Source organism: Sedimenticola sp. (assembly GCF_050289425.1).
In the GTDB taxonomy this organism is placed as follows: Bacteria; Pseudomonadota; Gammaproteobacteria; order Chromatiales; family Chromatiaceae; genus Sedimenticola.
Genome location: NZ_JBNKFS010000007.1, coordinates 148,494 through 171,052, shown reverse-complemented (window position 1 = coordinate 171,052; position 22,559 = coordinate 148,494). Strand labels below are relative to the sequence as shown.

General features: G+C 56.3%; 22 protein-coding genes. 7 read left to right on the top strand and 15 right to left on the bottom strand.

Features of this window, described 5'->3' with window-relative positions; all coding sequences use genetic code 11:
- The 13 genes from ACQY5R_RS07145 to ACQY5R_RS07085 form a co-directional block, all read right to left on the bottom strand.
- On the bottom strand, positions 1 to 191 hold a 191-nt coding region (locus ACQY5R_RS07145; protein ID WP_428606299.1), incomplete at its 3' end, for a DEAD/DEAH box helicase.
- Between the two features lie 553 nt (positions 192 to 744).
- The gene (locus ACQY5R_RS07140; protein ID WP_428606297.1) at positions 745 to 2,040 is read right to left on the bottom strand and encodes an adenylosuccinate synthase; all 1,296 of its coding nucleotides are present in this window, start codon (positions 2,038 to 2,040) and stop codon (positions 745 to 747) included.
- A 44-nt stretch (positions 2,041 to 2,084) separates the two neighbouring features.
- Entirely contained in the window at positions 2,085 to 3,266 is a 1,182-nt protein-coding gene (locus tag ACQY5R_RS07135; RefSeq protein WP_428606307.1) for an ATP phosphoribosyltransferase regulatory subunit, read from the bottom strand.
- 9 nt (positions 3,267 to 3,275) lie between these two features.
- Positions 3,276 to 3,461 carry a DUF2065 domain-containing protein gene (locus tag ACQY5R_RS07130; protein WP_428606294.1) on the bottom strand — a complete coding sequence of 62 codons (186 nt, stop codon included), beginning with the start codon at positions 3,459 to 3,461 and terminating at the stop codon, positions 3,276 to 3,278.
- Between the two features lie 209 nt (positions 3,462 to 3,670).
- Positions 3,671 to 4,546, bottom strand: coding sequence for a protease modulator HflC (gene hflC, locus ACQY5R_RS07125; protein ID WP_428606291.1), 876 nt, complete (start codon positions 4,544 to 4,546; stop codon positions 3,671 to 3,673).
- A complete protein-coding gene (hflK, locus tag ACQY5R_RS07120; RefSeq protein WP_428606288.1) occupies positions 4,546 to 5,697 on the bottom strand; it encodes an FtsH protease activity modulator HflK in 1,152 nt (383 codons plus the stop codon). Before hflK ends, hflC begins: the two co-directional genes overlap by 1 nt.
- A gap of 119 nt (positions 5,698 to 5,816) precedes the next feature.
- Positions 5,817 to 7,109: a ribosome rescue GTPase HflX gene (hflX, locus tag ACQY5R_RS07115; RefSeq protein ID WP_428606286.1), complete on the bottom strand. Its 1,293-nt coding sequence runs from the start codon at positions 7,107 to 7,109 to the stop codon at positions 5,817 to 5,819.
- 331 nt (positions 7,110 to 7,440) lie between these two features.
- Positions 7,441 to 7,695 carry an RNA chaperone Hfq gene (gene hfq, locus ACQY5R_RS07110; protein WP_428606284.1) on the bottom strand — a complete coding sequence of 85 codons (255 nt, stop codon included), beginning with the start codon at positions 7,693 to 7,695 and terminating at the stop codon, positions 7,441 to 7,443.
- Positions 7,696 to 7,810: 115 nt separating this feature from the next.
- Entirely contained in the window at positions 7,811 to 8,722 is a 912-nt protein-coding gene (miaA, locus tag ACQY5R_RS07105; RefSeq protein WP_428606304.1) for a tRNA (adenosine(37)-N6)-dimethylallyltransferase MiaA, read from the bottom strand.
- A 47-nt stretch (positions 8,723 to 8,769) separates the two neighbouring features.
- Positions 8,770 to 10,563: a DNA mismatch repair endonuclease MutL gene (gene mutL, locus ACQY5R_RS07100; protein WP_428606282.1), complete on the bottom strand. Its 1,794-nt coding sequence runs from the start codon at positions 10,561 to 10,563 to the stop codon at positions 8,770 to 8,772.
- Positions 10,564 to 10,841: 278 nt separating this feature from the next.
- Positions 10,842 to 12,146 carry an N-acetylmuramoyl-L-alanine amidase gene (locus ACQY5R_RS07095; protein ID WP_428606280.1) on the bottom strand — a complete coding sequence of 435 codons (1,305 nt, stop codon included), beginning with the start codon at positions 12,144 to 12,146 and terminating at the stop codon, positions 10,842 to 10,844.
- Positions 12,147 to 12,253: 107 nt separating this feature from the next.
- Complete coding sequence (gene tsaE / locus ACQY5R_RS07090; protein WP_428606277.1) at positions 12,254 to 12,733, bottom strand: tRNA (adenosine(37)-N6)-threonylcarbamoyltransferase complex ATPase subunit type 1 TsaE; 480 nt, start codon at positions 12,731 to 12,733, stop codon at positions 12,254 to 12,256.
- Entirely contained in the window at positions 12,734 to 14,236 is a 1,503-nt protein-coding gene (locus tag ACQY5R_RS07085) for an NAD(P)H-hydrate dehydratase (RefSeq protein WP_428606275.1), read from the bottom strand.
- Between the two features lie 115 nt (positions 14,237 to 14,351).
- On the opposite strand from ACQY5R_RS07085, the gene queG reads away from it, so the two are divergent.
- Both queG and ACQY5R_RS07075 read left to right on the top strand, forming a co-directional pair.
- Positions 14,352 to 15,413 carry a tRNA epoxyqueuosine(34) reductase QueG gene (gene queG, locus ACQY5R_RS07080; RefSeq protein ID WP_428606273.1) on the top strand — a complete coding sequence of 354 codons (1,062 nt, stop codon included), beginning with the start codon at positions 14,352 to 14,354 and terminating at the stop codon, positions 15,411 to 15,413.
- An 85-nt stretch (positions 15,414 to 15,498) separates the two neighbouring features.
- The gene (locus ACQY5R_RS07075) at positions 15,499 to 16,122 is read left to right on the top strand and encodes a putative metalloprotease CJM1_0395 family protein (RefSeq protein ID WP_428606270.1); all 624 of its coding nucleotides are present in this window, start codon (positions 15,499 to 15,501) and stop codon (positions 16,120 to 16,122) included.
- 8 nt (positions 16,123 to 16,130) lie between these two features.
- On the opposite strand, the gene orn is transcribed toward ACQY5R_RS07075, so the two are convergent.
- A complete protein-coding gene (gene orn, locus ACQY5R_RS07070; protein WP_428606267.1) occupies positions 16,131 to 16,700 on the bottom strand; it encodes an oligoribonuclease in 570 nt (189 codons plus the stop codon).
- A gap of 78 nt (positions 16,701 to 16,778) precedes the next feature.
- Here orn and ACQY5R_RS07065 point away from each other — a divergent pair, with 78 nt between their 5' ends.
- Genes ACQY5R_RS07065 through rsgA form a run of 3 tightly spaced genes read left to right on the top strand, consistent with a single transcriptional unit; the run spans position 16,779 to position 19,371 of the window.
- The gene (locus ACQY5R_RS07065; protein WP_428606265.1) at positions 16,779 to 18,053 is read left to right on the top strand and encodes a M48 family metallopeptidase; all 1,275 of its coding nucleotides are present in this window, start codon (positions 16,779 to 16,781) and stop codon (positions 18,051 to 18,053) included.
- Positions 18,050 to 18,337 carry a cytochrome c gene (locus tag ACQY5R_RS07060; RefSeq protein WP_428606262.1) on the top strand — a complete coding sequence of 96 codons (288 nt, stop codon included), beginning with the start codon at positions 18,050 to 18,052 and terminating at the stop codon, positions 18,335 to 18,337. Before ACQY5R_RS07065 ends, ACQY5R_RS07060 begins: the two co-directional genes overlap by 4 nt.
- A gap of 20 nt (positions 18,338 to 18,357) precedes the next feature.
- The gene (rsgA, locus tag ACQY5R_RS07055) at positions 18,358 to 19,371 is read left to right on the top strand and encodes a small ribosomal subunit biogenesis GTPase RsgA (RefSeq protein WP_428606259.1); all 1,014 of its coding nucleotides are present in this window, start codon (positions 18,358 to 18,360) and stop codon (positions 19,369 to 19,371) included.
- Between the two features lie 19 nt (positions 19,372 to 19,390).
- Here rsgA and gorA read toward each other — a convergent pair whose 3' ends face one another.
- A complete protein-coding gene (gene gorA / locus ACQY5R_RS07050; protein WP_428606257.1) occupies positions 19,391 to 20,743 on the bottom strand; it encodes a glutathione-disulfide reductase in 1,353 nt (450 codons plus the stop codon).
- 133 nt (positions 20,744 to 20,876) lie between these two features.
- Between gorA and ACQY5R_RS07045 the strand changes: the two genes are divergently transcribed.
- Together ACQY5R_RS07045 and ACQY5R_RS07040 are read left to right on the top strand one after the other, a co-directional pair.
- On the top strand, positions 20,877 to 21,944 hold the full coding sequence (locus ACQY5R_RS07045) for a DUF2333 family protein (protein WP_428606254.1): 1,068 nt from the start codon (positions 20,877 to 20,879) through the stop codon (positions 21,942 to 21,944).
- 133 nt (positions 21,945 to 22,077) lie between these two features.
- Entirely contained in the window at positions 22,078 to 22,551 is a 474-nt protein-coding gene (locus tag ACQY5R_RS07040; protein ID WP_428606252.1) for a 2TM domain-containing protein, read from the top strand.
- The last annotated feature ends 8 nt before the right edge of the window (positions 22,552 to 22,559 follow it).

The window sequence follows — 22,559 nt, the reverse complement described above, 5'->3', positions numbered from 1 at the left end:
AATGCAAAGGCGGCGGTTTTCCCGGTCCCGGTCTGGGCTTGTCCCAACAGATCCCGGTTGGCCAGCAGCTCCGGAATGCAGGCAGCCTGGATGGGGGTGGGTGTTTCGTAGCCCTGCTCCTGAATGGCCTTAAGTACAGCTGGCGACAGACCAAATGAGTCGAAACCGGCAACGGCGGGTGCGGAGTCCATAGTGATAACCTCTGGAGGGTGTGGGATCCACCGAAGAAGCTCAATGGAGTCAAGATATGAAGAAGCCGCGGGATTGTACAGGCTTAGCGCCCGGATGTGTACCGCTATTCTCGGTTTGGTCAACGTTGGCAGAGCATATTAATCGCTAAATTACTCGCCCTTGCCTGAAAACAGCGCCTATCCTGAAACGCCTCTGGAGCATGCCGTCCCTGGAATCATGTGCTCCGCGGAATAAGCCCATCGATCACCGACAACACAGGGCAACCACAGGGGGTTGCCCCTACAGCCAACCTAAAATAACCACCCTCCGGCCCCGTAGGGGCAGGCCCCCGTGCCTGCCCACTCCCTGGACAGATCCGCCCCGCACCTCCTCCGGCTCGAGCCTTCTGCTTCGTTCTACCTCCTCCATCCCTGGAGTCGAGTGCTTCGCGGTATAAGTCCGTCCCTGGACAAATCCGCTCCCGCACATCCCTGTGCTTTGCGGTATAAGTCCGTCCCTGGACAAAAAACGGGGCCATCGGCCCCGTCTCATAAGGTTGGATCAACGATGCGATCAGGCATCAAACGGATGACGCACCACCACCGTCTCAACCCGATCCGGGCCGGTGGAGATCACATCGACCGGCACCCCGGTCAACTCCTCGATCTTGGCCAGATAGCGGCGGGCATTCTCCGGCAAGCCACCGACACCGGATACACCGATGGTGGATTCGTTCCATCCGGGCATCTCCATATAGATCGGCTCACACTTCTCAAAACCGTCTGCACCGACCGGCGGCACCTTTACTTCCTTTCCGTCCAGCTTATAAGCGACACAGATCTTCAGGGTTTCCAGCCCGTCCAGTACATCCAGTTTGGTGATGCACATGCCGGTTACGCTGTTGATCTCCAGGGAACGTTTTAGAGCCACCGCATCCAACCAGCCACAGCGACGTTTGCGACCGGTGGTAGCACCAAACTCGTGCCCCTTTTCGCCCAGGCGGTCACCCACGGCATCAAACAACTCTGTGGGGAACGGACCGGCACCTACACGGGTGGTGTAGGCTTTGACAATACCGAGCACGTAGTCGATGTGACAAGGACCGACACCACTGCCGCTGGCAGCCCCACCCGCCGTGGTATTGGATGAGGTGACGTAGGGATACGTACCGTGATCGATATCCAGCAAGGCGCCCTGGGCACCCTCAAACATGACATTACGCCCCTCTGCGCGCATCTGATGCAGGGTACCGGTTACATCCTCAATCAACGGAGTCAGGATCTCCGCCTGGGCCAGTGATTCGTCCAGCACCTTGTGATAATCAACGGCTTCAGCCTTGAAGTAATTGACCAGGGTGAAGTTGTGGTACTCCATCACTTCACGCAACCGCTCCTTGTAAACCTCTACATCACAGAGTTCACCGAAGCGGATTCCGCGGCGGGAGACCTTGTCCTCGTAGGCGGGCCCGATACCGCGACCGGTCGTGCCGATGGCCTTCTTACCACGCGCCGCCTCACGCGCCTGATCCAGGGCAATATGGTAAGGGAGAATCAGTGGACAGGACTCGCTAATGCCCAACCGCTCCAGAACCGGCACACCACTCTGCTTCAACACCTCCATCTCTTCCAGCAAAGCGGTGGGACAGAGCACAACACCGTTGCCAATGAGACAGCGGACGTTCTCCCGCAGAATCCCGGAAGGAATCAGGTGTAAAACCGTCTTCTTACCGTCTATTACCAAGGTATGGCCGGCATTGTGGCCACCCTGAAACCTCACTACAGCTTCAGCTCGATCGGTCAGCAGATCGACGATCTTACCCTTACCCTCATCACCCCATTGGGTGCCGATTACTACTACATTTTTACCCATGTTCGTACTCTTCAATACGTGATTCTACGAGTCTGGCAGCGGCTTTAGAGCGGCTTGACGACCCAGTTATCACCCTGTTTTACCAGGGCCTCCCCACAATTCATCGTGTTCGCGTCACCCGGCTGCCCAGGTAATGCGACGATTACGCGACGCCCTTCGCTACGCAATGTTTCCACGCGCTGGCGGAGGGCCGGATCATTGTCTGCCGGCGCAAAAATTCCGGTTTCAAATTGCTGGACTTCGGCCTGCCCCAAGCGCATCAGCATTTTCAAATCAGCGCTGAAACCGCAGGCCGGGCGCGCCCGACCAAATAGCTGCCCGATATCATCGTATCGTCCGCCGCGGGCAATCTCCTGTCCGAGGGACGGCACAAAGGCGGCGAATACAACCCCGGTATGATAGTGGTAACCGCGCAGTTCGGCCAGATCAAAATGCACCGGCACATCTGGCCGTTGTTCAAGCAAAAGCGCAGCCAGCCGCTCAAGCTGGGCCAGAGCCGACTGTACATCCGGTCCAGCGCCCTTGAGGGACTCCCGTGCCCGGACCAAGGCGTCATCACCACTCAGGCTGGCGAGGGATATCAACCTTTGGTGGGCCGCCGGATCTAACTCGTAACGCTCCAGCAGGGCGTTAATCTCCGGTACCGCCTTACGTTGCAGGGCATCAAACAGTGCCAGTTCCTGCTGTTTGTTCAGCCCGCTCTCTGCCGCCAGGGCACGAAAAATGCCCACATGACCGAGATCGAGATAGACGTTGTCGATTCCGGCCCGTTCCAGGGTCTTCAACATCAGGCAGAGTATTTCGTGTTCACTCTCTGCTCCGGAGTGCCCATAAAGTTCCGCGCCGATCTGTACCGGCGAACGGGAACCGGCAAAACCGTCATTGCGGGTGTTGAGCACCGTTCCGACATAGCAGAGTCGCGTAGGACCTTCCCGGCGTAACTGATGGGCATCGATGCGTGCCGCCTGGGGGGTAATATCGGCACGGATCCCCAAGGTTCGGCCGGTGATCTGGTCCGTCAATTTAAAGGTACGGAGATCCAGATCGCCTCCCGTACCAGTCAACAGCGATTCCAGATATTCAATAAAGGGGGGGAGTACCAGGTCGTATCCCCAGCTATCAAACAGGTCGAGAAGGTCCCGTCGCACCCGTTCCAGCTGGATCGCCTTTGGAGGAAGGAGTTCATCAATCCCCTCCGGCAACAACCAATGCGCATTGTTCATTATTTTCTCAATCTAATTAACCAGATAGAGGGCCAACACACCCAGGACCATACTCACCAATCCGCTGATCCGTAAGGATTTGTCGTCCATCTCGGCAACAGCCAACATCATACCCTTTGTGGCGCCGGGACTGAGGAAAGGGATAATCCCCTCAATCACCATCACCAGCGCCAAGGCAACCCACAAGTCGTGCCACATATCTCTGTCCACATACGCCGCCACAAATGGCGCCGTTCGCGTAGTTAAGTCCGTCCCGGGCAATAAAAAACCGGGGTCATAACCCGGCCAGAATATTCTGATTTGTTTGGACAGGGGGGCTGATTCTGCCAAACCGTGCCCCGATTGTCCATGTCCGACCTGGACCCAACCTGCCTGCGCAAAATAGCAGGCAGGTTGAATCTCGACCTCTATTTCTTACCTTCAGCGCTCTTGAAGTAACGGAAGAACTCCGAATCAGGGTCCAGTACCATCATGTTACCGCTGTTGTTGAATGTCTTTCCATAGGCATTCAGACTACGATAAAAGGCATAAAACTCCTTGTTCTCCTGGAACGCCTTGGCATAGATCTCGGCAGACCGGCCTTCGCCCTCACCGCGTGTCTCCTCGGACTCTTTGTAGGCGTTGGCAACAATCACGACGCGCTGGGCGTCGGCATTGGCACGAATCTTTTCCGCTGCCTCGGCACCTTGCGCCCGCAACTCGGCCGCCACGCGTTCACGTTCCGCACGCATACGATCATAAACAGATTGACTCACCTCTTTCGGCAGATCGATCTGTTTGACCCGTACGTCAAGTACTTCAATACCCAGCTCTGCCGCCTTCTCATCCGCATCCTTGGTCAGCAACGCCATGATCTCCGCACGCTCGCCTGAGATCACTTCCTGAATGGTGCGTTTACCGAACTCATCACGCAAACTGGTATTGATACGTTCAGATAGCAAGCGAGTGGCATTGGCCACATTGTCGCCGGTTGAACGGAAATACTGCGCGGCATTGGTAATGCGCCATTTGGCATAAGAGTTGACGATCACGTCCTTCTTCTCAATGGTCAGGAATCGCTCTGGATTTGAATCCATTGTCTGAATTCGACCATCAAACTTCTTGACGTTCTGAATCAACGGAATCTTGAAGTGAAGACCCGGTTCATAATCCGAATCCACAATCTTTCCGAATTGCAGCTTGATGGCCATCTCCCACTGATTGACAACGAACAGGGATGAGGTCGCCAGCACTATCAGCAGTACGACACCGACAAAATAGACTCCAAACTTACCACTGTTCATTAGCGAACCCTCCTGCCACGACTGTCTTCACGCCGTGAGGTATCCACTGACTCGGTTATGGCCGTCGATTGACTGCTGCTGCCGCTGCTGCGGTTGGCTTCCGGTCGCGCCTCCAATAGTTTGTCGATGGGCAGATACATCAGGCTGTTTCCAGATTTCACATCCATAATCACCTTATTGGTATTACCCATAACCTTTTCCAGCGTCTCCAGGTAGAGTCGTTGCCGAGTCACTTCAGGCGCCTTTTCATACTCTTTCATCACAGCCAGAAAACGAGACGTCTCACCTTCGGCTTCTGCGATCACCTGTTCTTTGTATGCCCTCGCTGCCGCCGTTATCCGGGAAGCGGCACCACGCGCTCTCGGCACCACGTCATTGGCGTAAGCTTCCGCCTGATTCTCCTGCCTGGCTTTATCCTCACGCGCCTTGATCGCATCATCAAACGCGCTCTTCACCGCCTCGGGTGGCTTGGCCGGCTGGGTATTGACACTGGTCACTTCGAGCCCGGTTTTGTAAAAGCTGATCAATTCCTGAATACGTCGTTTGATATCGCTGGCGATCGAACCACGCCCTTCGGTCAGAATGAAATCGAGTTTGCTTTTACCGATGGTTTCGCGCAACGCCGTCTCCGTTGCATCCCGGATGGTCTTATCCGGATTTCTATCCTGGAACAGGTAGTCCACCGGATCCTGCACCCTGAATTGAACCGTCAATTCGATATCAACAATATTCTCGTCCTTGGTCAGCATGGTCTCCTTTGACGGAAACGATGAGATCTGATCCACATTGACCTTGATCACATCATCCACAACCGGGATGAGAAAGTTAAGTCCGGGCTGGGTCACTTCATGATAGGCACCAAAACGCAGCACGACACCCCGCTCAGCAGGCGCCACGGTATAAAAACTCTTGAATGCCAGCAGCACGATCAGGCCTACAACTACCAGAGACACAATCCCTTTAGTGCCGGCGGGTCCGCCAACCGGGCCGCCCCCGGAACGGTTGCCGCCATTGCCGCCCTTGCCGCCAAACAGCCCCCCCAGCCTGTCCTGCATCTTCTTGACGACTTCATCCAGATCAGGCGGGCCTTGATCACCACCCTTGCCACTCCAGGGATCTTTATTGTCTCCCCCGGGTTCATTCCAGGCCATCGATAACTCCAGTGTTTTCTCGTATTGAATGTATACCCGGAGGATACTTCACAAACATCCGGGCAGCTAATTTTTCTTAACTTAACATCACTATGTCCAAGGTGACAGTCCATCCACTATCAGACTTGCCTGACCACCAAGCGACTTTCCAGGGCCGCTTCCTGCTGTAGCAGACGATCATAGGCAACTTTTGGCAGGTCAATCTCCATATCCCAGCCCCCTGTATCCGTTACCTTTTCCGAAATAACGCCGCCCAATTCAAAAAGCCGCGCCCGCAGGCGGCCGTCGGCTGGCTGCAGTTGCAGCAGTTTATGGACATGTTCCTGATGATAGAATTCAGCCAATGCCTCTTTCAGCAGTTCAATGCCTTGATGATTTAGCGCTGACAACCAAATGCGTTTGACCAGTCCATCCTCGCCTCGTTCAATCCGGGGACTTTCGGAATCGGTCAAATCGATTTTATTGTAGATCTCAATTTGAGGGATTTTATCCGCCCCAATCTGTTTCAACACATCATTAACTTCTGCCACACAGACAGCCCGCTGTGTGCTGGCAGAATCGATCACATGCAGCAGCAGCGACGCCTCAGTAGTCTCTTGCAGGGTCGACTTGAATGCCGCCACCAATTCATGGGGAAGATGAGAGATAAACCCGACCGTATCCGCCAGAATACAAGCCCCCTCTCCCGGCAATTCCAGTCGTCGTAGCGTTGGATCCAACGTAGCAAACAGTTGGTCCTGTGCATAAACTTCAGCATCCGTCAGCGTATTGAATAGCGTCGATTTGCCAGCATTGGTATAGCCCACCAATGAAACCGTGGGAATTTCGGCCTTGCTGCGCGCTTTGCGTCCCTGGTTTCGCTGACTGTCCACTTTCTCAAGGCGTCGACGAATCTGTGCAATGCGATGATTCAGTAACCGTCGATCTGTTTCCAACTGGGTTTCACCCGGCCCACGCAGGCCGATACCACCTTTTTGACGTTCAAGATGTGTCCAGCCTCTGACCAATCGGGTCGAGAGGTGTCTTAACTGCGCCAGCTCTACTTGCAACTTACCCTCAAACGACCGAGCACGTTGAGCAAAAATATCCAGAATCAGCCCTGTCCTATCGACCACCCGGCATTTAAATTCCCGTTCGAGGTTTCGCTCCTGACTGGGTGACAGCGCATGATTGAAAATCACCAGTTCAGCCTCTTCCGCCTGAATCAGATCACGCACTTCCTCGGCTTTTCCGCTTCCAATAAAAAAACGCGGGTCTGGCGAACGACGGCTTCCGGTCACTAGGCAGACCGGTGTCGCGCCGGCCGAGACAACCAGCTCACGAAACTCTTCAAGCTCTTCAGGATCCGCTTTGCTATCCCTATCCAGGTGAACCAAAACGGCCTTTTCACCTACTTTTGGACGTTCAAACACGGCACACCTCGTGCGACGGATGAGTCATCGACCGATAGGCATGTAAATCGGCACAAAAGCCACCTAAACCTGTAGTACGAATAGTCAGAGGCATAGTATCTGTTTAGATAGAGACAATGGATGAACGTGTTCTTGAAGGTATTGTGTCAGCATCTGTTCTGAAGAAATCCGCAAACAGTACGACCCCGGTCACAGAACGAAATGGAAAATAAGGTGTTCTGGATTATAAACCGAAACCCTAGACAGCGTTATATTCGGCAAATAGACACAATGACGCCTGCCGTTGCCACCACCACTATAACGGCAGGTCGTCGTTACTCTACCGTAATGATCAGCTGTTACCAGGCTCTGCAGGATCATCTCCAGTGGGCATTTGTAAACGCACATTCCGAGCGGGAACCACCGTCGAGATGGCGTGCTTGTATACCATTTGACTTACCGTGTTTTTTAACAACACGACAAATTGGTCAAATGATTCGATCTGCCCTTGTAACTTGATTCCATTCACCAGGAAGATCGACACGGGTATACGCTCTTTTCGTAGCGTGTTGAGGAAAGGGTCTTGTAGACTTTGCCCCTTAGACATCGGAGTTCTCCTTATTGTAGTATCGCGTCGGTAATTAAAAAATAGCTTATGGTACAAGCTTGTACCAGAAAAAAGTCCAATAATTCGCTAAAATTTTAGCACACAGCTCACACTGTCATTTCAAACTGAGGCCGGTGCGGAGTATTTTCAAGGCTTGCTGCAAAATATTACCTGCCTCTTCGTCCAGCCAATGCACATCCGGATAGGATCTGAGCCAGGTAAATTGCCGTTTTGCCAGTTGACGGGTGGCAATAATACCCCTTTCGATCATAGTTTCCCGATCCCACTCTCCTTGCAGATAGCGAATCATCTGACGATACCCCACCGAGCGCATGGCCGGCGTATCCGGGTGTAGATCAGGTCGTTGCAATAGACGACGCACCTCCTCTTCAAAACCCAATTCGAGCATTTTGTAAAATCGATCGGCTATGCGTTGATGCAACACGGCCCTATCGCTGGGAGCCCTGGCAAGTCTGACCAAATGATAAGGCAGGGCATCCTGTTCTTCTTGTCCATGCAGCCTGGATAAGGGTTGTCCGGTAAGCCGGTACACCTCCAGAGCACGTTGAATTCTCTGTGGATCATTGGGGTGAATCCGGGCCGCTGCCTCCGGATCGACGGATTCCAACTGCCGGTGCATCGTTTCCCACCCCAGGTCCGCTGCCTCCCGCTCCAATTCGGCACGTATCTCGGGATCGGCCTCCGGCAGTGGCGACAGCCCAAATTCCAGCGCCCTGAAGTAGAGCATGGTACCGCCAACCAATAGCGGGATACGTCCCTTAGCGCTGATATCGGCCATTTCACTTAGGGCATCTTGCCTGAAACGAGCCGCCGAATAGGCCTCGGAGGGATCACAAATGTCGATCAGTCGATGAGGCGCCTGGGACAGTTCTGCCGCATCCGGCTTGGCGGTCCCGATGTCCATACCGCGATACACCAACGCCGAATCGACGCTGATAATGTCGCAAGGCAGGTGTTGGACCAGCTCGATGGCCAGCGCCGTCTTGCCGGATGCCGTCGGTCCCATCAGAAAGATGGCAGGCGGCCCCCGCCTTTCTCTATCTTGCCAGGACACTATTGACCCCGCAAAAACAGCTTGTCGAGATTCGCCAAATCGAGTTGCACCCAGGTCGGGCGCCCATGATTACACTGGTCACTGCGTTCGGTCCGCTCCATATCCCGCAGCAGGGCATTCATCTCTTCATTTGTCAGCCGCCTGTTGGCCCGTACCGATCCGTGGCACGCCATGGTCGCCAACACCTCATTAATCTCATCTCTAAGGCGCTCACTGCTGCCATGCACCACGATGTCAGACAGGATATCCCGCAGCAATTTCTCGGCATCGGCTCCCTGCAACAGTACCGGTATGGCACGCACCAGCAGGGTCTCGGCGCCGAGCCGGTCGACTTCCATCCCCAGGTCGGTGAACAGCGACTGATGTCGCTCTGCCAAATCCGCTTCTCGGGCACTAACAGAGACGGAAACCGGTACCAGCAACGGCTGACGACTAACGCCACCCTCTGCGACGGCCCGCTTGAAGCGTTCATAGGTGATCCGTTCGTGAGCGGCATGCATATCCACCAGCACCAAACCGGCGCGGTTTTCGGAAAGAATATAGATCCCTTTCAATTGCGCCAGGGCAAAACCGAGTGGCGGCACCTCCTGTTCCGCCTCCTGTGTCACCGGTGCCGCCCCCGGTCCGGGTCGCTGCATGTCAAAACTGGGTTGATATGCCGCCGGCGATGACTCCTGTATCCGTAACCCCAGAGCGCGCTGATAGGGATCATAGGGAGCCGCTACCGCCGGCGTCGGAGACGCCACATCCACTGGACGGATTTCCCCGGTCGTACGATCGATCTCCTGGCCAGGACGGGTGTCCGCCAACACCAGGTGCAATGTGCGGTAGATAAAACCGTGCACCATCCTTCCGTCGCGAAACCTCACCTCATGTTTGGCGGGGTGGACATTGACATCCACTTGTAGCGGATCCAAGTCCAGATAGAGCACATAGGCTGGATGACGGCCATGAAACAGTACATCCTGAAACGCCTGACGTACGGCATGGGTCACCAATTTATCCCGCACCATGCGTCCGTTGACATAAAAATACTGCATGTCGGCCTGGCTACGGGAGAAGACCGGCCGAGCCACCCAACCACGCAGGGCGAGTCCGGCCTGGTCCCGCTCGAGATGAATCACCTGCTCCAGGAATGCCGAGCCGAGTAACCCGGCAATACGCCGTTCCTGCTCTATCAACTCATCGGCCAAAGGCAGGGTGAACACCTCTTTACGGTTATGGGAGAGACTGAATGAGACGTCGAAACGACTTAAGGCCAGCCGCTTAAGCTGCGTTTCGATATGCCCGAATTCGGTTTTTTCGGTACGCATAAACTTGCGCCGCGCCGGCGTATTGTAAAAGAGATCCCTGACTTCTACGGTGGTGCCCCGCGGGTGGGCACTGGGCGCCGGCTCGCTTATCTGATCGCCGCCGTCGCCGCTGACACACCAACCATTTTCCTGGCCGCTGGCCTGGGAAGAGATGCTCAACCGGGATACAGAGGAGATGCTCGGCAACGCCTCACCGCGAAACCCCATGCTGCTAACCCGCTCCAGCTCTTCCAGGCTACCGACCTTGCTGGTGGCATGGCGCGACAACGCCAGCCTCAAATCCTCAGGGTGGATACCGGAACCATTGTCACGCACCCGTATCAGCTTCGCCCCACCCTGCTCGATATCAACCTCAATCCTTGTGGCACCCGCATCCAGGCTATTTTCCACCAACTCCTTAATCACCGAAGCCGGGCGTTCCACCACCTCTCCGGCGGCGATCTGGTTGATCAATTGAGCGGGAAGTGCCTGTATTCGCATGAAACCTTACCCTGGGCCAAAGCGCCCTTTACCGGGCCACTGTATCGCGGATGAAAGGTGGGATTATAACCGGGATTGCAAGGCAGGCGTGAAGTAAGGCGTGATGATTGTAAAGCCGCTTCACGCTTTGATAGACGAGAAAGGCCAAAACAGAAACAGCGGGGCGCGTACGCTTATTTGAGTGTCTACATTTAAAGGCTGAATCAAATACCGCTACGGATTGGATTCGGAACAGACCTGCGACAGATTATTACGCTATCAGCGCGCTGCCGGCCCCATCAGGTCCCGGGAATCACCAGCACTTGACCGACATGGATAACATCACCGGATATTCCGTTGGCAGACTTAAGACTGGCCAAACTGATGTTGTAGCGATCGGCTATAGCGCCCAGGGTGTCACCCCGTGAAATAGTATGCTGCTTGGATTTCAACTGCGCCATCAGCGTCCCGGGTGGGGGGCTATTGCGGAAGTAGCTGCGTAAGCCGGTCATAATGGCCCCCGCTACTTTCTGTTGATGCCGCGGATCCCGCAATTTACGCTCCTCTTCAGGGTTGGAGATGAATGCGGTTTCCACCAGGATCGAAGGTACATCGGGCGATTTCAGCACGGCGAACCCCGCCTGCTGTACCGACCGTTTGTGGGTTCTGCCCACCCGTTTAAGCTGCCCCAACACCTTGTTGGCCACGTCATGACTGGCCTGACTGGTGCCGGTCTGCGAAAGATCCAACAGCACGGAGGCGAGCACATCATCCTTATCTTCCAGCTTGACGCCGCCAATCAAATCCGAAGCGTTCTCGCTCTCCGCCAACCAACGTGCCGCTTCGCTTGAAGCTCCGCGCTTGGAGAGGGTATAGACCGACGAGCCTCGGGCCCGGGAGTCGCGAAATGAATCGGCATGAATGGAGACAAACAGATCGGCACGCTCGGATCGCGCCATATCCATCCGTTTACGCAACCCCAGGTAATAGTCCCCATCCCGTATCAGCACCGCTTTCATGCCGCGCTCTTTTTTGATCAAAGCCGCCAATTTACGGGCAATGGCCAGCACCACATTTTTTTCGTAGGTGCCACGTCGCCCCTTGGCCCCCGGATCTTCACCACCGTGTCCCGCATCAATGGCAACTACCACATCCCGCATACCGTTCTTATCGATCTGCTTGACCGGTTGCTGCGCGGTGGGTCCCGAAGTGCCTTCCGCCTGGCCAAACAGGTCCACCACCAGACGATGGCCATATTGACTATTCGGCTTTAGGACGAAACTTTTCGGGTGGGTCTGGGTATTGAGATCGAGAACCACCCTTAACGTCCCATCTTTGCGCTGAGCGCTACGCACCCGCTTTATTAGGGGACTGTCACTGACGGTTGGCATGGCACCGGTGAGCTTGGCGTCATTGATATCGATGACGAGGCGGTCGGGTTGTTTGAGCGTGAAAAGTTTGTGACTGACCGGCTGGCTGGTGTCGAACACCAGTCGGGTATGATCCGGTGCCGCCCAGATGCGGAGATTGTCGACCACAGTAGTCTGGCCGGCTAACAGCGGCCAGCAGACCAACATCAGCAGGATTGTGGCTATCTTCCTCATAACAGTGTCGCTTTGTTGCCGGACTCGGTAATCTGATGCAGTTAAAAGATAGCATGTGGATTGAATAAATTCCAGTAATATCTATAAGATAGCAAACGAACCTACATTCAACTCTTAACTTTCTGGCGCCTGGCATCAGGAAATTGCTTCAGCAGGCGCTCACCTGACTCGGTCCCGGCCTCAAGTTGCAGCTCCCGTCCCCCATCCTGATAAAGGATACGCACCAACAGGTCAGGTGGTGGTAGCGCTCCCTGCCCCTGTTCCGGCCACTCCACCAACATCACGGCCTCTTCTTGCAGCATATCCCGTAAACCGAGAAACTCGATTTCATCCGGATCGGCAAGTCGATAGAGATCCAGGTGGTAGCAGCGGCGATGACCTATCTCATAGGGCTCGATCAAGGTATAGGTCGGGCTTTTGACCGATCCCTGGTAGCCCATGCCACGCAGAAACCCCCTGGCCAGGGTGGTCTTTCCCGCTCCCAAATCCCCGGTCAGGTAGATCAGGCAGCGTGCAGGCACCACCTGGGACAACCGTTGTCCGATCTGCTCCTGTTCCCGTTCGGAATTCGCTATTATCACCCGCATTCAAACAAGCTCCGGATTCATCAGATGACGGATCGGCATTAACAGATCGGTTGCCATCATTCCGCGCTCGCCATCTTTCGCCGCCAGATCAGCGGCCGCGCCGTGCAGACAGGCGCCCATTTCGGCCGCGATCCCGATTGGCTCACCCTGTACCATCAAACCGCCGATAACGCCGGTCAGCATATCCCCCATACCACCGCTCGCCATGCCCGGATTCCCCTCGCAGCAGAGCCCTATCGGTACGTCCGCACCAGAGGATATTAAGGTTCCCGCCCCCTTCAACAACACCACACCGCCATAGCGTTGCTGAAGCCGTGAGACGGCACGAAATCGGTCAGCCTGGACCTGGGCGACCGAACCGTCGAGCAGCCGCGCCGCCTCACCCGGGTGGGGCGTCAATACCCAATCGTCACGCCTCTCAGGTTCCTGGGCCAACAGATTGAGGGCATCCGCATCCATCACCAGCGGCCGATCACTCTGTAAAACCTGGCGCAGCATACCCTGCCCCCAGCTAGCCTGACCCAGTCCAGGACCGATCGCTACCGCATCCGCTCGGGCAATCAGTGGCAACAAGTCGCGAGGTTGTTCGATCCCGTGACACATCAGCTCCGGCCTCTGACTGACGATCAATGTTGCATGCTCACTCCGGGTGGCGATCGTCACCAGACCGGCCCCGGTTCGGGCGGCCGCCTCTCCCGCCATACGGATTGCCCCGAGGAAGCCCTTATCGCCCCCCACCAAGAGCAGATGGCCACACTTTCCCTTATGCAGTGTGCGTGCACGTGGCTTGAGATGCTCCCGGTATCCCGACCACTGCAGCAAACGGGCGTTGGCGGGTACAGGTTCATACGCCGTCGCCGGTACATCCAGATCATCCAGGGCAATCACACCACAGCAGGCGGGCCCCTCCCCGGTAAACATCCCCTGTTTGAGGCCAATGAAGCTTAGGGTGGCAGCCGCCACGATGGCATCCCCCATGATCGCACCCGTGTCCGAATGCAGGCCGGAGGGGATATCCAGCGACAATATCGGCGCCGGGTGTTGATTGGCGGCCCGTATGGCGTCAAGCCAGGCACCCGTAACCGGGCGCTCCAACCCGGTACCTAACAATCCGTCAACAATCAGGTCGGTATCAAAATCAAACCCGTTGTATGGGGTGATCTGACCGCCTGTCTGTCGGAATTTTTCGGCACTCGCCAAGGCATCACCACGCCGTTTGCTACCGTCCCCCAACTGCAGCAAGCGCACCGACAGGCCAGCCTGCAGTGCCCTTCGTGCCACCACAAAGCCGTCGCCGCCATTATTGCCTATGCCGCACAGCAGCGTGATTGAACCCGCCTGCGGCCAGCGCTTTTGTAACAGATCAAAAGCGGCGTCCCCCGCCCGCTCCATCAGCGTTAATCCGGGAATGCCGTGTTCTTCGATGGCGCAGCGATCCAGGGCACGAACCTGTTCAGCCAGGTAGAGTTGTTTCGGTAACTGTGATCGATCGGTAATGAGCATATTTACACTCTATTCGGGGCGGGTATTTTTCCTATTGTAGGGTTTTAACCGCGCTTTTGTCTCATCCAAGCGGTGCTGTCGCACTCGGGCAGGAGTGGTATCATCGCTGCGCATTATGTCAACACTGAGCCCAACAGATTACCGAGCCCTGGCCGATCAAATCCGGCACTGGGGCGCTGCGCTCGGTTTTCAGCAGATCGGCATTGCCGATACCGACTTGACCCTGGCGGAACAGCATCTCCACCAATGGCTCGAACGCGGCATGCACGGCGACATGGCCTACATGGCCAGCCACGGCCTAAAACGGTCACGCCCACAAGAGCTGGTACCGGGGACGCTACGCATTATCTCTGTACGCATGGATTACCTGCCGCCCGACGACGATGGCGAGGCCGTCCTGGCCGATCCCTTGCTCGCCTTCATCTCCCGCTACGCCCTCGGTCGCGACTATCACAAATTGATGCGCCACCGCTTACAGAAGCTGGCCAGCCAGATCGAGGCGGAGGTGGGCCCCTTCGGGTATCGCGCCTTTGTCGACTCGGCGCCGGTATTGGAACGGGCGCTGGCGGAGAAAGCAGGCTTGGGCTGGACCGGCAAGCACAGCAATATCGTCAATCGTCGCGCCGGCTCCTGGTTTTTTCTTGGCGAGCTCTACACGACACTGCCCCTGCCGACGGACCAGGCAGAAGCCGACCACTGCGGCCGCTGCACCGCCTGCATCGATATCTGCCCCACCGAGGCCATTGTCGCCCCTTATCAGGTGGATGCACGCCGCTGCATCTCCTATCTGACCATCGAACTGGACGGCCCCATACCTGAACCCCTGCGGCCACTCATGGGCAATCGTATTTACGGTTGCGACGATTGCCTGATGGTTTGCCCCTGGAACCGCTTCGCCAGCCCGACGGCCGAAGCGGATTTCAGCCCGCGTAACGGCCTGGATAATGCCACCCTCTGTTCACTATTTGCCTGGGATGAAGCCACCTTCCTGAAACGTCTCGAAGGATCACCCATTCGCCGCATCGGCCATGAACGCTGGTTACGCAATATCGCCATTGCCCTGGGTAATGCGCTGACCACCCCCGCAATCCTTACCGCCCTCGAGAGTCGTCGTGACGACCCTTCGGAACTGGTCAGGGAACACGTCCTCTGGGCCCTTGAGCGGCACCAACCTTAAGGCGTCCCCCTGCACGTCCCGGTTTTTGGTCTAAAATTCAGTTCACAAGCGCTTATTGCCCATACAGGAGTTAAGGCAGCGTCTTATGGAGATTCAAGCGACCCAGAACAGCTACCGCTATCCGCCCCCCTCCCGCCAGGCGGTGGACAAGGGCGAGCATGCCGTCGAAAACCGTTCAACCGAACAGAGCCCGTCCGCCGAGGACAACAAGCCGGCCACAGAACAGGTTAGCCAAACCACGGAATACGACAGCGCAGAGTATCAGGCACTACGAGCATTGCAGGCCCGGGACCGGGAAGTCCGTGCCCATGAACAGGCCCATCTCTCGGCGGCCGGTCGGTTTGCCATCAGTGGCGCCAACTTCACCTATCAGCGCGGACCAGACGGGCAACTCTACGCTGTCGGTGGTGATGTACAAATCGATCTGAGCCCGGTGCCGGGTGATCCCCAGGCCACTGAACAGAAAGCCGAAGCCATCCGCCGTGCCGCCTTGGCACCGAGCGACCCGTCACCCCAGGATCGAAAAGTGGCCGCCCAGGCGGGTCGTTTGGCTGATGCCGCCAGGGCAGAGATCCAGCGTGTGGAAGCCCAGTCAACAGGCTCTTCTGATGACGACAACGGCGCGGCCCGTTTGGCGCGTCGTCTGGCCAACAGCGGTGCGGTCACCTTGCAATCGGAAACGATCGAGCAACTCGATCTACTGATTTGATTGGTGTCCTAGGACTCCGGCTGGTTGGCGACAACCGGTATCCGGAGAAAATGTTCGCGATAATGCCGTAATTCGTTGATCGAATCCTTGATATCGTCCATCGCCAAATGCTTGCCGCTCTTTACCACCCCTTTGGCAATGCCGGGTGCCCAACGATTGGCCAACTCCTTCAGGGTGCTCACATCCAGATTCCGATAGTGGAAATACGCTTCCAACTCCGGCATGGCGCGCGCCAGAAAACGACGATCCTGGCAGATGCTGTTACCACAAATAGGCGATGCCCCTTGGGGCACATACTGATGTAAAAAAGCCAAAGTCTCCTGCTCCGCCTGCGCCTCGCTGTAACCACTGGCGAGCACCCGCTCCGTCAAGCCAGACTTGGCGTGCTGGTTGGTGTTCCACTCATCCATCGCCGCCATCACTTGCGCCGGTTGATGAATCGCAATCATCGGTCCTTCCGCCAAGATATTGAGATCGGCATCGGTGACGATAGTGGCGATCTCGATAATACGGTCATTCTGGGTATCCAGACCGGTCATCTCAAGATCAATCCAGATCAAATTTGTCGAATCCTGCACCCTCTCATCTCCTGCGGTTATTATCGGTTGAGCTGCGGCATTCTAGCAGAAGCGTTGCTATCTCTGTATCCTGTAGGGATGCATTCATTCACACTCTTTTTCATCTTTGCCATCGCGCTTGGGCTGACCCTGCAACTCTGGTTGATGCAGCGGCAACGCCGGCACGTGGCCGCCCATCGCAACCAGGTGCCGCCGGCCTTTGCCGATAAGGTGACCCTGGAAGAGCACCAAAAAGCCGCCGATTATACCCGGGCGAAACTCTCTGTCGGACACATCAGCCTGTGGATCGGGACCGGCCTGCTGTTACTCTGGACCCTGGGGGGTGGCATCGACGTATTGAATCTGCAGTGGCAAACGTGGGAGATCGATCCGGTGTGGCGTGGCATCGGCCTGATTTTTTCCGTCTCCCTGATCTCGGCGATCGTGGAGTTACCCCTGGGCCTCTGGAATACTTTTGTGCTGGAAGCACGCTTCGGCTTCAACCGCACTACGGCAAAACGTTTCGTTATCGACTTACTGTTGCAACTGTTGTTGGCATTGCTGCTCGGCACCCCCCTGCTCTGGATAATCCTCTGGCTGATGGAGCGGGCCGGCGACAACTGGTGGCTCGCCGCCTGGGCGGTGTGGATGAGCTTCATGTTATTGATGATCTGGCTCTATCCCACGGTGATCGCGCCGCTGTTCAATAAATTTACCCCGTTGGATGAGGGGCCGCTGAAGCAGCGTATCCAGGGGCTGCTGGAGCGCTGCGGTTTTACCAGCAAAGGCATCTTTATCATGGACGGGTCAAAACGTTCGGGACACGGCAACGCGTACTTCACCGGATTCGGCAAAAATAAACGGATCGTCTTCTATGACACCCTGGCGGAGAGTCTGGACGGTGACGAGATGGAAGCGGTACTGGCCCATGAGCTGGGTCATTTCAAACGACGCCATATCCTGAAACATCTGCTGCTTTCAACCGCCCTTTCCCTGGTTGGTTTTGCGCTGTTGGGCTGGCTCGCCGCCCAACCCTGGTTCTATCAAGCACTGGGTGTGAGCGGCCGCAGCAACGCGCTGGCACTGCTGCTGTTCATGCTCGCCCTGCCGGTATTCACACAATTCCTGCAACCGGTGATGGCTATCCTGTCACGGCGTCACGAATTCGAGGCCGATGATTTCGCGGTAGAACAGGCCGGGGCGGAGCCGATGATTCGGGCATTGGTCAAACTGTACCGGGAAAACGCCAACACGCTGACCCCCGATTCACTCTACTCGGCGTTCCACGACAGTCACCCGCCTGCTCCGGTACGGGTCGCCCATTTATCGTCTAAAATTTCATCTGTTTCCACAGAGAATGAGGCCACCGTATGAGATTGAAGTTTGCATTGATCGGCACTGCCCTTCTGCTGGGATTACCCTTAAGCCAGGCGGCAGCTTTCGACCTGGCCGCCGGCCAGGAACAGTACGAGGAAAACTGCACATCCTGCCACGGCAGTGAAGTCTATACCCGCAAGGATCGACGAGTGACCAGCCGCAAAGGGCTTTCGGCACAGGTACAACGCTGCCAACTCGCCCTTAATCTCAACTGGTTTGATGACGAAGTGGAAAATACCGCTGAATTCCTGAACCGAAATTTCTATCACTTCAGCCAGTAACCAGGAGCGGTAGCGTTCGCATGGCAAAACGGCGATTGACCCGGCAACAGCGCGAACGCATCAAGGCGATACAGCAGCGGCGTAGAAACAGACTGGAGGAGCAAGCGGACCAAGCGCTTAGCGACGTGACGGATCCGCAGCCGTCCCGCGAAGGCCTGGTCATCACGCGCCACGGCCAGAATCTGGTGATCACCGACGACGCCGGCCACTACCTACACTGTCTATCCAGACAGAATATCGGCCAGGTGGTTTGTGGCGACCGAGTCGTCTGGCAACCCACCGGTGACAACCAAGGCGTGGTCACTGCCATTATCCCGCGCGACACGGCGCTGATCCGCCCCAATTACAGCGGTGAAGCACGCGCCCTGGCAGCCAACATCAGCCAACTGGTTATCGTCCTCGCCCCCGAGCCCGCACCAACCCCCTATTTGGTAGACCAATACCTGGTCGCTGCAGAACAGATCGGCGTACGTACCCTGATCGCATTGAACAAAAAAGATCTGATGGACCGGGAGGCGCTATCCGCTTTTAACCGGCAATTCGGCCATTACCCGCAGATCGGTTATCCATTAATCGAAATCAGTGCCAAATACGAGCACGGACTGGACCCTCTGATTGAACAGCTGAAAGACCAGACCAGTATACTGGTGGGACAATCCGGGGTAGGCAAGTCATCATTGGTAAAAGCGTTGCTACCGGATATAGAGATCCAGATCGGCCGTCTGTCCGAGGCATCCGGCCAAGGCTGTCACACCACCTCTGCCACCACGTTGTATCAGCTACCCAGCGGCGGTCACCTCATCGACTCCCCCGGGGTACGGAGTTTCAGGCTGGGACAGTTAAGCCTGGACGCCCTGGCCAACGGTTTCATCGAATTCCGCGACTATCTGGGCCACTGTAAATTCAGCAATTGCAGCCATCAGCATGAACCGGGCTGTGCCCTGCGCGCGGCGGTGCAGAGTGGCAAGATTACCCAACAGCGCCTGACCAACTACCTGCATATGGCGGAGGGGATGACCGCCGCCCACAATTAGCCTGAACGGTCGCAGCCACTCAGCGCATGGTCACCAACTCTTCTGCGCCGGTAGGATGAATGGCGATGGTGTCATCAAAGTCCTGCTTGGTAGCGCCCATACGAATCGCCACGGCGAAGCCCTGCAGCATCTCGTCCGCCCCAAATCCGATAACATGACAGCCGACAATCTTCTCCTGTGCCCCCACGCAGACCAGCTTCATCGCCACCTTGCTCTGACGTTCGGTAAACGCGTGATACATGGGGGTAAAGCGTGTCTGATACACTTTGACCGCTTCACCGTGTGAAGCCCGCGCCTCATCCTCAGTTAAACCGACCGTGGCAATCGGGGGATGGGAGAACACCACACTGGGAACCAGCGAATAATCGAGTCGGCGATCCAGCATGCCGCCAAACAGGCGATCGGAGAGACGCCGTGCCGCCGCAATCGCCACCGGTGTCAACTGTGGTGCACGCGTCACATCGCCCAGGGCGTAGAGTCCGGATACGGCGGTATTCTGGAAGGCATCCACGGGAATATAGCCTCCATCGTCGCATTCAATGCCGGTATTTTCCAAACCCAGGCCGGCCGCGGCCGGTTTGCGTCCAATCGCCCAAATGAGTTGATCGAATCCACTCTGCACCTGGCCGCTCTGGGCGCAATAGAGGCTGAGGGTGCCGTCATCCGCGCGCTCCACCCTATCGATACTCGATGATGAAATGATATTGACGCCATCGTTCAACATCTCTTCCATCAGGCTCTCCCGCAGCATGTCATCGAAGCGGCGTAACAGATGCTCCCCACGCAGAAACATACTCACTTCACAGCCAACCGCATTCAGCATGCCGGCCAGCTCCACCGCAATGTAACCACTGCCTACCACGGCGACTCGCCGTGGCTGTTCCGTCAGCGCAAAAAAACCGTCCGAGGTAATGCCCAACTCGGCCCCCTCGATATCCGGCACCACGGGATAGGAGCCTGGCGCGATGACAATATGGTCGGCCTGGTAGCGCTCACCATTCACCTCCAGGGTGTGATCATCCACAAACCGTGCATAACCGCTGATCTCATCGATATTGGAATCGGCCAGGTAGGTGTGATACCAACTGTTGATATTGGACACATAGCGGTTACGTTCACTAATCAGCCGTCCCCAGTCGAAGCCCTCCTGCCGCACCGAGAATCCGTAGGCCTCCGCGTCGTGCAGGGTGTGGGCAATAGAGGCGCCATACCACATAATTTTCTTCGGTACGCAGCCCAGGTTGACACAGGTCCCACCCAACTTGCCGGCTTCCACAACCGCTGTACGTGCCCCATATTTGGCTGCCCGCTCGGCGGCTGAAAGCCCACCGCTTCCGCCACCGATTGCGATCAGATCATAGGTTTTGGTCATACATCACTCCTTCAAATATGGGATACTCTTGCCAGCTATCGGTTTAAACCGATCAACCGCAGTCAGTGCAAACTGGACTTATTGTCCCAATTCAGACCGTCATTGGACAATCATTTATAGGGAACTATAACAAGTGAATAATTTTCTGACCTCCCTGGGAAAGAGACTGAGTAACCTGGTTCGTCGTATTACCCTGCTCTACCATCCGCAGACCCTGCGGGAAAAAGGCTGGCTCTGGACCAGCGGCCTGGCCGCAGTCACGCTACTGGTTGTCATGTATGTGCTCAGTGTCTATTGGAGCCTGGAACCGGATGCATTCGATATCCAGGAAAATACCCGCCAAGAGTTGGCCGGAGCCGAAACGGTCACCGGTGCGCATACCACCGCCGCGCTGATTCATGTCATGGAGACACTGCTGGATAAACCGGGCGGTTACCTGAGCAATGACGTCATGCCTCCCGGCGTCTTGCTGGATAACATACCCAACTGGGAGTTCGGTGCGCTGGTCCAATCCCGGGACTTGGCCCGGGCCTTGCGCAATGACATCAGCCGTTCCCAGTCCCAGTCTACGGAGAACAAGGACCTGTCGGTGGCCGAACCACAGTTCAATTTCAGCAACGATTCCTGGATCCTACCCTCCACCGAAGGTGAGTACCGCGAGGGTTTGAAAGCGCTGCGCCACTATCTGGCTGAATTGTCAGCAAGTAACGCCCAGAACACCCAGTTCTACGCACGCGCCGATAACCTGCGCGACTGGCTGTCGGTGGTGGAAAAGCGTCTCGGCAGCCTCTCCCAACGACTCAGCGCCAGTGTCGGGCAAGAGCGCATCAATACCGATCTGGCGGGCGATCCCAATGCGGCCCAATCCACCCAGGCCCCGACCCAGGTCGAGGTGCATACCCCCTGGCTGGAGATCGACGATGTCTTCTTCGAAGCCAGAGGATCAACCTGGGCACTGGTCCATTTCCTGCGTGCCGTGGAACTGGATTTCCGTGACATCCTGGTCAAGAAAAATGCGCTGGTAAGTTTGCGTCAAATCGTGCGCGAATTGGAAGCAACCCAACAACCGGTGATGAGTCCGATGGTACTCAACGGCGGCGGCTTTGGCCTGGTGACCAACTATTCGCTGGTCATGGCTTCCTATATCTCACGTGCCAATGCCGCCGTGATCGATCTACGCAATCTGCTGAGCGAAGGTTAATCCGACCAGGACACCGAATAAACAGATTACATATCAATAAGTTGTATCCACTGTCGTAATCCTGTCACCCGGCTGTCGTGGTAGCGGCAGCCGAATCGGTGCACAGTCTGGCCTGACAACGAAGGTGACCTCAATGACCGTTGCGGAAAACTGGCTGAAAACAGAGCGTTTGAACCGGGCCTGGTCGCAAGACCAACTGGCCGAGATCAGTGGATTAAGTACTCGAACCATCCAACGACTGGAACAGGGTGGCAGCGCTTCCCTGGAAACGCTAAAGGCCCTCGCCTCCGCTTTCGATACGGAAGTCGCCCGGCTGCAGCAACGGCGTGAAGGTGGTGGTGCCGCTGCAGCTTTCCAAGAGACAGCACCCCTGGAACAGCGCCCAATGCCGTCGAATCAGCAACCGATAAATAAGCCGAAAGCCAAATTTCAACGCCACCTGCTGACCTACCTGATGGTCAATCTGGGGCTGTTTCTGATCGATATTATTACCAGCAGTGACCATCTGTGGTTTTACTACCCGTTGATCTTCTGGGGCATCCCGGTCGCCTGGCGCGGCTTGCAGATCTACGGACTGCCGGGAAATCGTTTCGGTAAGACGGCTTAGCGCCGTTC

Excerpts from the sequence above, each read along its gene's own strand:
- ACQY5R_RS07140 (WP_428606297.1), bottom strand. The coding sequence starts at position 2,040 with ATGGGTAAAAATGTAGTAGTAATCGGCACCCAATGGGGTGATGAGGGT.
- ACQY5R_RS07130 (WP_428606294.1), bottom strand. The coding sequence starts at position 3,461 with ATGTGGCACGACTTGTGGGTTGCCTTGGCGCTGGTGATGGTGATTGAG.
- hflC (WP_428606291.1), bottom strand. The coding sequence starts at position 4,546 with ATGAACAGTGGTAAGTTTGGAGTCTATTTTGTCGGTGTCGTACTGCTG.
- hflK (WP_428606288.1), bottom strand. The coding sequence starts at position 5,697 with ATGGCCTGGAATGAACCCGGGGGAGACAATAAAGATCCCTGGAGTGGC.
- hfq (WP_428606284.1), bottom strand. The coding sequence starts at position 7,695 with ATGTCTAAGGGGCAAAGTCTACAAGACCCTTTCCTCAACACGCTACGA.
- miaA (WP_428606304.1), bottom strand. The coding sequence starts at position 8,722 with ATGGGACCGACGGCATCCGGCAAGACGGCGCTGGCCATCGAGCTGGTC.
- mutL (WP_428606282.1), bottom strand. The coding sequence starts at position 10,563 with ATGCGAATACAGGCACTTCCCGCTCAATTGATCAACCAGATCGCCGCC.
- ACQY5R_RS07095 (WP_428606280.1), bottom strand. The coding sequence starts at position 12,146 with ATGAGGAAGATAGCCACAATCCTGCTGATGTTGGTCTGCTGGCCGCTG.
- tsaE (WP_428606277.1), bottom strand. The coding sequence starts at position 12,733 with ATGCGGGTGATAATAGCGAATTCCGAACGGGAACAGGAGCAGATCGGA.
- ACQY5R_RS07085 (WP_428606275.1), bottom strand. The coding sequence starts at position 14,236 with ATGCTCATTACCGATCGATCACAGTTACCGAAACAACTCTACCTGGCT.
- queG (WP_428606273.1), top strand. The coding sequence starts at position 14,352 with ATGTCAACACTGAGCCCAACAGATTACCGAGCCCTGGCCGATCAAATC.
- ACQY5R_RS07075 (WP_428606270.1), top strand. The coding sequence starts at position 15,499 with ATGGAGATTCAAGCGACCCAGAACAGCTACCGCTATCCGCCCCCCTCC.
- ACQY5R_RS07065 (WP_428606265.1), top strand. The coding sequence starts at position 16,779 with ATGCATTCATTCACACTCTTTTTCATCTTTGCCATCGCGCTTGGGCTG.
- ACQY5R_RS07060 (WP_428606262.1), top strand. The coding sequence starts at position 18,050 with ATGAGATTGAAGTTTGCATTGATCGGCACTGCCCTTCTGCTGGGATTA.
- rsgA (WP_428606259.1), top strand. The coding sequence starts at position 18,358 with ATGGCAAAACGGCGATTGACCCGGCAACAGCGCGAACGCATCAAGGCG.
- gorA (WP_428606257.1), bottom strand. The coding sequence starts at position 20,743 with ATGACCAAAACCTATGATCTGATCGCAATCGGTGGCGGAAGCGGTGGG.
- ACQY5R_RS07040 (WP_428606252.1), top strand. The coding sequence starts at position 22,078 with ATGACCGTTGCGGAAAACTGGCTGAAAACAGAGCGTTTGAACCGGGCC.